The sequence below is a fragment of the Mucilaginibacter sp. genome (assembly GCF_028288105.1).
GTDB lineage: Bacteria > Bacteroidota > Bacteroidia > Sphingobacteriales > Sphingobacteriaceae > Mucilaginibacter.
In genome coordinates, this window is record NZ_JAQBOI010000305.1 from 1 (window position 1) to 12218 (window position 12218).

The window sequence follows — 12218 nt, forward strand, 5'->3', positions numbered from 1 at the left end:
AGGTATTATTTTTTTAGTTGATTGTGTTAATGTTAGTTGTTTGCGTTGAATTTGTTAATAAGTCAAAACCACTCAAATTATCAAACCACTCAATCACTTATCGGTATTACGATGCTTTTTCTACCACAGAATCAAACCTGATAACTGATGTTATACCCTTTACCTGGTTCAATTTTTTTATCAAATTATCTAAATGCTCCGTGTCGTTTACGTACACCATTATCGAGCCTTCAAAAATACCATTATCACTATCTACAGTAATAGAACGTATGTTCACCTTAAAATCGTTTGATATAACGGTTGTTAATTTATTTATCAAACCTACATCATCAATACCGGTGATACGTAGGCCGGTAAGGAAGGCCAACTCCAGTTGTTTGGTCCATTTAGCTTTTACAATTCGATAGCCATAGTTAGCCATTAGTTTGGCGGCATTAGGGCAGTTAGTACGATGGATCTTTATACCATCGCTCACGGTTACAAAGCCAAACACATCATCGCCGGGTATTGGGTTACAGCAATTGGCCAGCTTGTAATCTATCTTTTGCAGGTCTTCGCCAAATAGTAAAACATCACTATCCTTTGTTTTAATGTTGCGTACAAGGCTTTGTAGTTGCTCGGCCTCAATTTTATCCTGCGGTTTGTTTTCAATTACTTTTTCTGATGCCTGGTACTCTTTCAGGTCCTTCATATCAATAAGGCCTTTGGCCACATTGTAGAAAAGGTCCTGTGTTGATGTTAATTTAAAGTAGTAGCTCAGCTTATGTATATTCTCGGAATTGTAAGTGATCTTTATCGATTTCATTTTACGCTCCAGAATCTCCTTGCCGTCATCAGCTATTTTGCGCCTTTCTTCTTTAAGGGCCGATTTTATCTTGGCTTTTGCCTTTGCAGTCACTACAAAATTCAGCCAATCTTCTTTTGGGCTTTGCTTACTTGACGTAATGATCTCTACTTGGTCGCCGTTTTGTAGCTTGTAACTCAGCGGTACCAATTTGTGGTTAACCTTAGCGCCTATACAACTTGCGCCCACATCGGTATGTATCTCAAAAGCAAAGTCTAAAGCGGTAGCATTTAGTGGCAATTGAATCAACGCGCCCTTGGGTGTGAAAATGAAGATCTCATCGCTAAACAGGTTCATCTTGAAATCGTCCAGGAAGTCTAACGCGTTAGAATCAGGATTTTTCAGCATATCCCTAACTTTCTGTACCCATTGGTCCAGCCCGCTATCGGTAGATGATTCTTTGTATTTCCAATGTGCCGCGAAACCTTTCTCGGCTATTTCATTCATGCGTTTGGTGCGTATCTGCACCTCAACCCATTGGCCACGCGGGCCCATAACAGTAGTATGCAGCGATTCGTAACCGTTTGCCTTCGGCGATGATATCCAGTCGCGCAACCTGTCTGGATTGGGTCTGTATAGATCTGTTACGATAGAATATGCCTTCCAGCAATCGGCTTTTTCACTCTCAGGAGTGCTATCCAATACAATCCTGATGGCAAAAAGGTCATACACTTCCTCAAAAGGGATGGCTTTCTTTTTCATCTTGTTCCAAATGGAATGGATAGATTTTGGGCGGCCAAACAGTTCACCATGCACATCCTGACTTTCCAACACTTTACTTACCGGCTCAATAAAGTCACGGATGAATTTTTCACGTTCTGTTTTTTTCTCGTTCAGCTTATTTTTAATGAACTGATAGGTTTCGCGCTCCATGTATTTCATGGACAGGTCTTCCAGTTCAGATTTTATAGCATATAAGCCCAAACGGTGGGCAAGAGGGGCATACAAGTACACTGTTTCTGACGATAGCTTAAGCTGCTTATCGCGCGGCATAAACTCCATAGTACGCATATTGTGCAGCCTGTCGGCCAGTTTTATCAATATAACCCTCACATCATCGGCAAGGGTAAGCAGCATTTTACGGAAATTTTCGGCTTGTAACGAGCTGTTGGTATCAAATACGCCAGATATTTTGGTTAAGCCATCAATTATTTTGGCAACCTTTTTACCAAATTCCAGCTCAATATCTTCCAGTGTAACATCGGTATCCTCTACAACATCATGCAATAAAGCACACACGATAGAAGTAGTACCCAAGCCAATTTCTTCGGCGGCTATCTGGGCAACGGCAATGGGGTGATATATATAAGGCTCGCCACTTTTGCGGCGCATGTCCTTGTGGCTTTCTAAAGCCATTTCAAACGCCTTGCGTATCATGCGCTTATCGCCCTTTTGCAAGGTAGATTTACTTGCACGCAGCAATGCCCGGTATCTTTTTAAGATCTCTTTTTTCTCGGCTTCCAGGTCAATCACTAAATCTTTCATGTATCAGCGTAAGTTCTATACTATTATAAACCAGCAACAATATTTATTATTGCGGTAATTATAAAATAACAAAATAAAATGCGTTAATTTTGTATCAAGTAAAAATATGAAATTTATTGTTTCTCTGTTGATGTTTTGTTGCGCGCTTGGTAGCTTAAAAGCCCAGGACGAGAAACCTGCGCCACCTGTAATACTTGGCAAAAATGATACCATTAAGGTTTATATGACCAAGCTTGATGGCGAATTGGTGCCCTGGATAGTAGCACCCGAAGTGCATATTGTTGACACGCGCATTTTTGCAAGTGAGAAAGATAGGTTGGATTACCTGCGTTTAAGGTACAATGTGATGAAAGTATTGCCTTACGCGCGTTTTGCAGGGCAAAGATACCGCCAGTTACAGCGCGACCTTGCGCTTACAGGCGATAAGAAAAAGCAAAAAGAATTAATGAAAGCCTGCGAAAGCGAAATAAAAACCTTGTTTAATAAAGACATAAAAAATCTGACAATTAGTCAGGGCGAGATATTGATCAAATTGGTTAGCCGCGAAACCGGCGCTACCAGCTTTGCTTTAGCCAAAGAGTTAAAGGGTGGCTTTAATGCATTCCTGTTTCAATCGGTAGCCCGTTTATTTGGGCATAATCTAAAAGAAACTTACGACGCTTCCGAGCAGCGTGATATTGAAACTGTATTGCATGAAGCTGGTTATGTTTCCAGTTCTAATTAAATGGATAGTAACAGTATTTATCGTTTCACAGTTGAAAAACTGGATGGTGACCATATTAACCTGGCCGATTACAGCAACAAAGTATTGCTCATTGTAAATATTGCTTCGCAGTGTGGCTTTACCCCTCAGCTGCAGGAACTTGTTGATCTTAAAAAAGAATTCGCTGATAAAGACTTTGAGATACTTGCTTTTCCGTCAAATGATTTTGGTGGGCAAGAACCTCTTGAAGGTAATGACATTGCCGCCTTTTGCAGTAATTACGGCAACAACTTTCCCATTTTCGAAAAAATACGTGTAAGAGGCCCGTATGCCGACCCACTTTTTAAGTTTTTGGCGGATAAGAAAGAGAATGGCAATCTTAACTCGAAACCACGGTGGAATTTTCATAAATACCTTGTAGATAGGAATGGCAATGTTGTCGATTTCTTTTATCCATTCACCAAACCCACATCTTCCAAGATAAGGAAAAGGATACAGCGCCTATTGGCTGCCGTATCTACATAATAATTCCCTTTTATGCTTAAATTAGATATTTTAGTTTTACCCGTACACCCCGATGACGCTGAATTGGGCTGTGCAGGCACTATATTAAAACACGTGCAACTTGGCCACAAAGTAGGTATTATTGACCTAACCCGGGGCGAACTGGGCACACGCGGTACTGCCGAAATACGCGACCAGGAAGCTGCTAAAGCGGCTGAAATTTTAGGGTTAACGGTTCGCGAGAACCTTGGCTTGCCTGATGGTTTCTTTGCCAATACTAAAGAATACCAGTTGAAAATAGTTGCAGCCATACGCAAATACCAGCCCGAAATAGTAATCACAAATGCTTATCATGACCGCCACCCAGATCATGGCCGGGCTAATGAATTGGTAGAAGCTTCTGCATTTTTAGCAGGGTTACGCCGTATAGAAACATGGGATAATGGCGAATTGCAGGAAGCGTGGAGGCCAAAACAAGTATTGCATTTTATACAGGATAGATACATTGAGCCTGATATATTGATAGATGTGACGGAATATTGGGATAAAAAGATAGAGAGTATTTATGCCTATGGGTCGCAGTTTCATAACCCCGAATGGAATGAAGACGAGCCTCAAACCTATATTTCATCGCCCGATTTTATAGAGCAGATACAAGGCCGCGGCCGCGAATTTGGCAAAAGCATTAATGTTAAATACGCCGAAGGCTTTACCTCAGTAAAGATATTAGGAGTTGATAATTTATTTGATCTGAGATAGCGGGCAGTCAGGATATAACAATAAAGGCCGTTCATTTGAACGGCCTTTATTGTTTATACTAAACCACTACGTATTCGAAGCGGTTATTCTCGTTGCTTCTTTCTCTTTTAAGTTTGTTTTCTTTGGCAAGCTTTAGCAATATGCCAGATAGTTCTGATGTTTTAAATTCCGAATCAAACTTTTCCTTGCAATAACTTGCAATGGAGGAGATAGAATGTGGTGTTTTGAAATAATCGCTTAATAGTAGCTGGTTTAACACTTTTGTAGCGCCTGGTTTTTTACGGCCCTGCGTTTGGTAATTTTCCGTATCATTTGCAACTCTTAGTCTGCGGTTTCTATTATTAAAAATTTCAGATCCTTCGGCCGTATCAACCCTCTCTATTTCCATGATCTCGTCCAAAAGTCTGTCAACAACTCGTACTTGTACAGCTTCAGACTGGAAAGAATTAACAACCTCGGCAATTTCTGTAAGCTGTCTTTTTAATTTTTCAATTTGTCTGTTCATTATGTTTAAGTATCCTCTATATTGATAAGATGTATGATGTATACGTATTGAGTGCGTAGTAGTTGCACTTGGTTAAATAATATTATATTAACCGTGAATACGCAATTATAGTATTTGATAAATAAAAAAAGCACCTGTTTGCTGTAAAACAAGTGCCTATAGTGATATTATTACATTTTTATTATAGTTGGGGGAGTATTGTTTCGAGCATATTCATACCCTCATCAATATGTTTATTTTCGATAATAAGTGCCGGCCTGAAGCGGATACTGCGATCACCGCATCCCAGATACATAATATGATTTTCCAATCCATAACTAATAAAGTTATCGCGGATAGTCTTATCAGGAAAATCAAATGCGGTTAACAGGCCCTTACCGCGCACATTACTTATGATATTATTTTTAGCTGCAATATTGTTTAAGCTGGTTTGCAGGTACTGACCGGTTTGAGCGGCTTTATCACATAGGCCATCTTCTTCAATAATTTCCATGATCTTTGAAGAGCGCACCATGTCAACCAAACTACCACCCCAGGTAGAATTTATGCGCGATGATACCCTGAAAACGTTGTTTTCTATTTCATCAACCTTTTTGCCGGCCAAAATCCCGCATACCTGCATTTTCTTGCCGAAGGCCAATATATCTGGGCGGGCGTTTTCACCAAAATGCTGGTGCAGCCAAAATTTACCGCTAAGGCCTACGCCTGTTTGCACCTCATCATATATCAGCATGGCTTCATTCTCGTCGGCCAGGTGCCTCAATTGTTCTAAAAATTCCTGGCGCACATGCTTGTCGCCACCTTCAGATAGTACAGGTTCTATAATAATGGCGCAGATATCGTCTTTATTATCAGCAAAAGCTTGTTTTATCTGGGCTATTGATTTTGCTTCACGGGCCAGTAGGTCATCAATGTTGCTATTTGTGAGTGGGAAATGTATTTCTGGTAAGGATACCCTTGGCCAATCAAACTTGGCAAACCATTTGGTTTTAACAGGCTGGGTATTGGTAAGGCTTAATGTATAACCCGAGCGGCCATGAAAGGCATTTTCGAAATGGATCACCTTAAAGCCCTTTTCGGTAGTATTACCTTTGGCAAAGTTTTTTTGCACCTTCCAGTCCATAGCAACTTTTAGGGCGTTCTCAATAGCTAATGACCCGCCTGCAATAAAAAAAGCGTGTGGCAGGTAATCGGGTATGCCCACACGGCCAAATGTTTCTACAAACTGGGCATATTGTTCAGTGTAAATGTCAGAGTTAGATGGGTTGGTTAATGCCGCAAGCATCAGGCTTTTTTTAAAGCCCTCATCATTCAACATTTTGGGGTGATTATAACCTAAGGGTACAGATGCAAAACAGGTGAAAAAATCCAATAGGGTACGGTTGTTCTTAGCATCATAAATATGAACGCCCTGGCTTTTTTCCATATCAAATGTAAGGTCGAAACCATCGGCCAAAATATGCTTGCTTAACGCAGTCTGAACGTTCTGTGGAGTTACTTGCAATTGGTACATAAAGGTTATAATTGTTTAATACAAATCTAACAAAATGCCCTAAATAACAATGTTTTAAAGGTTTTTATACCGAATGGCGAAAAAGTAACTTTAAATGAACTAAACCTATTTTTTGGACTAAAGCGATTATTGGTATACCAATAATAGATGTGCAGATGTGCAAATTTCAGATGTGCAAATGAAAAAAACATTCAAATTCGAACTCAATCTCCACATCTGGAATCCGCATATTTGCACATCTACACAAACTTCTCTTTCATCCCCAGTAAACCCCATATACCACCGCTATGGATGGCCAGTATTTTACTACCCGGTGCAAAGTGGTCTTTTGTTGCCAGATCATATAAGGCGTAGAGCATTTTACCGGTGTAAATGGGTTCTATCAGTATACCGGTATCAGCTATAAATTGTTTAATAAATCGAATAAGCTGAGGAGTGGTTTTGCCGTAGCCGCCGAAATGGTAATCGGTATGCAAAACGTAATCAGTAGGAGTGGTTAAGAAACGGTCTATTTCGGCCTTCATAAATCCACCATTTTTAAATACAGGTATGGCATTAAAATGTGTGGATAGGTTATGAGTTGTAATGCCGTTGATGATACCCGCTGCAGTGGTCCCCGTTCCGCAGGCGCAGAAGATATGGTTGTAAGTATCAGTGAGCTCGTCTACCAGTTCGCTTACGCCTTTAGCACCTTCGGGCGATGCGCCACCTTCATCAATAAAATAGGCTTGCTCATCGCCAGCAAAGAACCTATTGAACAGGGTTTGCTTATCGCGATAGCTTTCCCTGTCGATGAAAATTAGCTGCATACCATGCAGTTTGCAAAGAAACAGGGTATCGTTCTGCACTTCTTCACCACGCACAATGCCGGTTGCTTTAAAGCCAAATTTAGCTGCCGCCGCGGCAGTTGCCAGTAAATGATTGGAGTACGCCCCGCCAAAGGTTACCAGGTGGGTTTTATTTTGTGCTTGTGCCTGTTGCAGCACGTATTTAAGTTTACGCCATTTATTGCCCGATATAATGGGGTGTATCAGGTCATCACGTTTAATAAATACCTTCAGCCCTTTATCATCAAATAGGGTATTATTTATCTGCTGAACGGGGCTATATATTTCAAGGCTGATATTCACTTAGCAAACTTATAAAGTTAAGCTGATATATTATGATTACGCTTTGGGGCTTTATGTTGAATAACATTACTTTTGCCACATGATTGATGATACTGCAATAATTGAAAACGACGAACAGGATTTATTTGAACACTTGCGTGTTGTTGTTGATAAAGGCCAGTCGCTATTGCGTATTGATAAATTTTTGATGCATCGTGTCGAGAATGCATCACGTAACCGTATCCAGAACGCTATTGACGCAGGTAATGTACTGGTAAATGATAAAGTAATAAAAGCCAGTTACCGGGTTAAACCACAAGATGTTATATCTGTAGTGCTGCCGCACCCGCCGCGTGATACCGAAGTTTATCCCGAAAATATTCCAATTGATATTGTTTACGAAGATAACGACGTATTGATCGTAAATAAACCTGCCGGCATGGTGGTACACCCGGGTTATAATAATTATACCGGTACACTGGTAAACGCGTTGGTTTATCATTTTCAGCAATTGCCAACGCTTCCGGGTAATGATGGCAGGCCGGGTTTGGTACACCGTATTGACAAAGATACCTCGGGCTTATTGCTCATTAGTAAAAACGAGCGTAGCATGAACTATTTGGCCAAGCAGTTTTACGATCATACCATTAACCGTAAGTATTTAGCACTTGCCTGGGGCGATATAGAGCAGGACGGAACCGTTAGTGGCTATATAGGCCGCAGTGTGAACGATAGACGGGTTATGTCGATATATGACGACCCGGAGAAAGGTAAGTGGGCTGTAACGCATTACAAGGTGTTACAGCGCATGGGTTATGTTACACTGATTGAATGTAAACTGGAAACGGGCCGTACCCATCAGATCCGCGCGCACATGAAACATATAGGCCATCCTTTATTTAGCGATGCCATGTATGGTGGCGATAAAATTTTAAAGGGCACTGTATTTAGTAAGTATCGCCAGTTTGTTGAAAATTGTTTTGAAATAATGCCCCGCCAGGCACTGCATGCACAATCGCTTGGTTTTTTGCATCCATCATTGAAAAAGGATATTTACTTTGAAGCGCCATTACCTGCTGATTTTAAAGCGGTTTTAGAGAAGTGGAAAAAGTACACCAATGCCGATACATCTACAGATATGCAGGCAGGCGAAGATTAAATAAAATTTATGCAATCTAAATTGCGATAATCCCGTTAATAGCACTGATATTAACCATTTGAAATCTGCAAATTTGCACACCAAAAATCAGTACATTAAATGCCGCCTGTTTATATAAATTTTAACGGAGAAATATTGCCTGCAGACAGTATACTGCTTACTATTGCCAACCGGGCGTTTAAGTATGGCGATGGTTTGTTTGAAAGTATGCGGTTAATGAAGGGAAAACTAAAATTCCCCGAACTGCATGCCGAGCGTTTACAGAAAGGTATGAAAGCCTTAAAAATAGATGGCTACTCGCAAGCAGATAGCTGGTTTTTGAAGGAGAAAGTAGAAGAACTTGCCCGTCGCAACAAAATAAAACATGGCCGTTTGCGCCTTACTGTTTACCGCGATGCCGAAGGTTTGTACGCGCCAACTCAAAATAAAATGGCCTACTGCCTGGAGATACAGCCCGTTGATGAACCCCGCTATTTCCTGAACGAGCGTGGCCTTATAATGGATGTTTATACCGAACTGCCCAAACCATTAAATTGGTTATCTAATATCAAAACCTGCAATTCGCTTATCTATGTAATGGCGGGGATCTACAAACAACAAAATAAGTTAGATGATGTGTTTTTGCTTAACCAAAACAGGTTTTTGTGCGAAGCTAACAGCTCTAACATATTTGTTTGGTATCAAAATCATTTATATACTCCGGCATTAAGCGAAGGCTGTGTAGAAGGCGTAATGCGCCGGGTAGTGATACAACTTGCCCTCGACAACAATATCCCCGTTACAGAAGCCCAGATAAACCCCGAGATATTAAATGAGGCAGATGAAGTGTTTTTAACCAATGCCACCAAAGGTATACAATGGGTTATGGGCTACGGCGTAAAACGCTATTTTAACCGTATCAGCAAAGCGTTGATGGATGAGTTGAACAAGTTGTAGGAATTTGTTGGTTAAGGGTAGCTCCTAATGGAGCACTGAATCTCTTTCAGCATTTTCTACAAAGCGGTTGTTCCTACGGAACATGCTTGCATAATCAATTTTTGCTTTGGATGTCCCAGAGAGGCTACTACTTTGTTTGTCTATAAAGCAGTTGTTCCTACGGAACATACTTGTATAGGCATTTAAACGATTTTTTTGAATGCCCCAGAGGGGCTACCGCTTTGTAGAAAAACCATATAAAAAGATTGTGCTCCGTAGGAGCTACCTTTCTACGAAAGTTATTCAGGCTCTTTAAATATGTAGCGCTCGTCAAATGCTATATCAAAACTGGTAAGTAATTGCCGGTACTCGTCTAAAAATGAGGTTTTCTTGTGATGCTCCTGTTGATTATTTACGTAATTGACAACTTTATCAATTTGTGATTTGCTATAGGTAAAAGCACCATAACCTTCCTGCCATTGAAATTTAAATTGAGTTAATCTCTCTTTATTTATCCACTCTGAAGAATCACCTTTTACCAATCTCATTAAATCAGAAAGAGATTGTGAAGGGTTCATTCCAATAAACATATGCATATGGTCGGGCATATTATTTATACATAGCATTTTATGACCATTGTTTTGAACAGTTGCTGAAATGTATAATCTTAATCGCTCATCCCAATCGGTATTTAACAAAGCAACGCGATTTTTAACCGCGAATACAATGTGGATATATAATTGAGTATAAGTATTAGGCATTGTGATTAATTTACTAATTGTTCAGCCTTTATCTCTGCCAATATCCCATCCCACAAAGCTATCCTTGCTTGTAATGCTTGCTTAACAGCTGCAGTAGCTTGTACCCATTTGCTGTCATCACCACCGCAAAGTTCGGCTGTCATTTGGTAAGCTAACTGGGAGTGGTGGTCGCCGTCTACTTCTATGTGGCGCTCCAGGTAATAAAGCAGTACCTCAACTTTACCAGGCAGTTGTCCGTTCAGTTTTTTTACCATTTCTATGAACATTCCGGGTATCAGGTCTTCCCTGCCAAAGGTAAACACGGCTGCTTGTAAAAAGCTTTGGTTGGTGGCTATCACTTCAAAAGTATGTTTTACAAACTCGCGTGCTGCCCGTGGCATATCGGCATTTTTTAACGCGATATTTACATTCTTTTGCTTACTTAACTGCTTAAATAAAGAAACAACGGCCGATGTATCGCAACCAGCCTGTTGCATTGCTTTTAAATATAACTCAAAATGGCTGGTACGTTCGCCGGTGTGGTCAATATCGCTTTCTTCGCCGGTAACTATCTCGTTGATCAGGTAACGTGTATTAGCATTACCAACAGGCATCCACGGCAGGGTAGTGCAAGTTAGGTTTTGTTGCAAAGCTTTCAGCAGCGACATAAAATCCCATACAGCAAATATATGGTGCTGCATAAAAGTATGCAGGCTATCAATGGTGTTAATATTGCGGTATAACTCGTGCGCTATCAGTTGTTCACGTAAAGGCTCAATTTCTTGTTTTAATAGAGCTATCCTATCAGTACTGGTCATTTAATTATAATTTATTCCCTCTTAAAAATTCTTCTATCCCCATGCGTTTTTTGCCTTCCAGTTGTACATCAGTTACTCCAATGAAACCATCTTTAGCAGCAAATTTTAAATGCGTTTTATTGTCGGTTGTAAAACTGCCCGCGGTTATGCCCGGCTCTGCATGCTCATAATTGGCATTGTATATTTTAAGCACCTTATCGTTAAGCAAAGTATAAGCAGTAGGCGAGGGACTTAACCCACGTATCAAATTATAAACCTGCTCAACGGGCTGGTTAAAATCTACCAGGCAATCTGTTTTGAAGATCTTTGGCGCGTGTTTAAGTTCTATGCCTTCGGCCAATTGCTCTTGCGGGTGCTCGTTATAGCGGCCGCTTTCTATTCCTTTTACGGTTTTTACCAGCAGGCCCGCGCCTTTATTCATCAGGCGGTCGTGTAGGTCACCGGCGGTTTCGGTGCCACTCAGGGTCACTTTTTCGGTGAACAGGATATCGCCGGTATCAATATCATGTTTTAAAAAGAAGGTTGTTACACCGCTTTCTTTTTCGCCGTTAATTATAGCCCAGTTAATTGGGGCTGCACCACGGTATTGAGGCAGTAATGAGGCATGTAGGTTTATAGTCCCCTTTGGCGGCATGTTCCAAACTACCTCGGGCAGCATGCGGAAAGCTACCACCACTTGCAAGTCGGCCTGTAGGGCTTCCAGCTCCTGTATAAATTCGGGGTTCTTTAGTTTTTCGGGTTGTAATACTTTTATATCGTTGGCATCGGCGTATTGCTTTACTGCAGACTGGTTCACCTTTTGGCCACGACCAGCCGGTTTATCGGGCGCGGTTACCACGGCAACAATATCGCAACCTGCCTTTATTAAAGCATCTAATGATGCTACGGCAAATTGCGGGGTACCCATAAATATAATTCTCATTTTACGTGCTCGATTTTTAATGTTTTAGATAGATAGTATTAGTTGTACATCAGGTACTTAGCCCGCATAGCCTTAAACTTCGTTAAACCCGGCTCCCAGCTTTGGCGGATCTCGCCTTCGGTTTTACCGGCAATGATTTGTTTCCTTAACTCGTCGTTTCCGGCCAGCCTTTTAAAGTATGGTATAAAAAAGTGGGCCTTGTCCGGATATATTTTGTACATGTCAATTACCCAGGCTAAATT

General features: G+C 40.9%; 12 protein-coding genes and 1 pseudogene. 5 read left to right on the forward strand and 8 right to left on the reverse strand.

Annotated features, from left to right (window positions below; genetic code table 11):
- Positions 1–106 precede the first annotated feature (106 nt).
- On the reverse strand, positions 107–2329 hold the full coding sequence (locus JWQ85_RS20290; protein ID WP_299471245.1) for a bifunctional (p)ppGpp synthetase/guanosine-3',5'-bis(diphosphate) 3'-pyrophosphohydrolase: 2223 nt from the start codon (positions 2327–2329) through the stop codon (positions 107–109).
- Between the two features lie 106 nt (positions 2330–2435).
- Here JWQ85_RS20290 and JWQ85_RS20295 point away from each other — a divergent pair, with 106 nt between their 5' ends.
- From JWQ85_RS20295 to bshB1, 3 genes are read left to right on the forward strand one after another with little or no spacing between them, the layout of a single operon-like run.
- Entirely contained in the window at positions 2436–3053 is a 618-nt protein-coding gene (locus JWQ85_RS20295) for a DUF4294 domain-containing protein (RefSeq protein WP_299471247.1), read from the forward strand.
- The gene (locus tag JWQ85_RS20300) at positions 3054–3557 is read left to right on the forward strand and encodes a glutathione peroxidase (RefSeq protein WP_299471248.1); all 504 of its coding nucleotides are present in this window, start codon (positions 3054–3056) and stop codon (positions 3555–3557) included.
- A 12-nt stretch (positions 3558–3569) separates the two neighbouring features.
- Complete coding sequence (gene bshB1 / locus JWQ85_RS20305) at positions 3570–4295, forward strand: bacillithiol biosynthesis deacetylase BshB1 (RefSeq protein ID WP_299471249.1); 726 nt, start codon at positions 3570–3572, stop codon at positions 4293–4295.
- Between the two features lie 58 nt (positions 4296–4353).
- On the opposite strand, the gene JWQ85_RS20310 is transcribed toward bshB1, so the two are convergent.
- The 3 genes from JWQ85_RS20310 to JWQ85_RS20320 all read right to left on the reverse strand — a co-directional run bounded on the left by JWQ85_RS20310 (position 4354) and on the right by JWQ85_RS20320 (position 7443).
- On the reverse strand, positions 4354–4800 hold the full coding sequence (locus tag JWQ85_RS20310; RefSeq protein WP_299471251.1) for a hypothetical protein: 447 nt from the start codon (positions 4798–4800) through the stop codon (positions 4354–4356).
- 181 nt (positions 4801–4981) lie between these two features.
- The gene (lat, locus tag JWQ85_RS20315; protein WP_299471252.1) at positions 4982–6313 is read right to left on the reverse strand and encodes an L-lysine 6-transaminase; all 1332 of its coding nucleotides are present in this window, start codon (positions 6311–6313) and stop codon (positions 4982–4984) included.
- 239 nt (positions 6314–6552) lie between these two features.
- Positions 6553–7443 carry a 1-aminocyclopropane-1-carboxylate deaminase/D-cysteine desulfhydrase gene (locus JWQ85_RS20320; protein ID WP_367186262.1) on the reverse strand — a complete coding sequence of 297 codons (891 nt, stop codon included), beginning with the start codon at positions 7441–7443 and terminating at the stop codon, positions 6553–6555.
- Between the two features lie 79 nt (positions 7444–7522).
- Between JWQ85_RS20320 and JWQ85_RS20325 the strand changes: the two genes are divergently transcribed.
- Together JWQ85_RS20325 and JWQ85_RS20330 are read left to right on the forward strand one after the other, a co-directional pair.
- On the forward strand, positions 7523–8581 hold the full coding sequence (locus tag JWQ85_RS20325; protein WP_299471254.1) for an RluA family pseudouridine synthase: 1059 nt from the start codon (positions 7523–7525) through the stop codon (positions 8579–8581).
- Positions 8582–8716: 135 nt separating this feature from the next.
- Positions 8717–9517 carry an aminotransferase class IV gene (locus JWQ85_RS20330; RefSeq protein ID WP_367186263.1) on the forward strand — a complete coding sequence of 267 codons (801 nt, stop codon included), beginning with the start codon at positions 8717–8719 and terminating at the stop codon, positions 9515–9517.
- 278 nt (positions 9518–9795) lie between these two features.
- Here JWQ85_RS20330 and tnpA read toward each other — a convergent pair whose 3' ends face one another.
- The 4 genes and pseudogenes from tnpA to JWQ85_RS20350 all read right to left on the reverse strand — a co-directional run.
- Complete coding sequence (gene tnpA / locus JWQ85_RS20335; protein ID WP_299471258.1) at positions 9796–10257, reverse strand: IS200/IS605 family transposase; 462 nt, start codon at positions 10255–10257, stop codon at positions 9796–9798.
- A 5-nt stretch (positions 10258–10262) separates the two neighbouring features.
- Complete coding sequence (locus JWQ85_RS20340; protein WP_299471260.1) at positions 10263–11054, reverse strand: DUF3050 domain-containing protein; 792 nt, start codon at positions 11052–11054, stop codon at positions 10263–10265.
- Positions 11055–11058: 4 nt separating this feature from the next.
- The gene (gene fmt / locus JWQ85_RS20345) at positions 11059–11976 is read right to left on the reverse strand and encodes a methionyl-tRNA formyltransferase (RefSeq protein WP_299471262.1); all 918 of its coding nucleotides are present in this window, start codon (positions 11974–11976) and stop codon (positions 11059–11061) included.
- Positions 11977–12014: 38 nt separating this feature from the next.
- Positions 12015–12218 (reverse strand): annotated as a pseudogene (locus JWQ85_RS20350) (exo-beta-N-acetylmuramidase NamZ domain-containing protein); the annotation flags it as partial.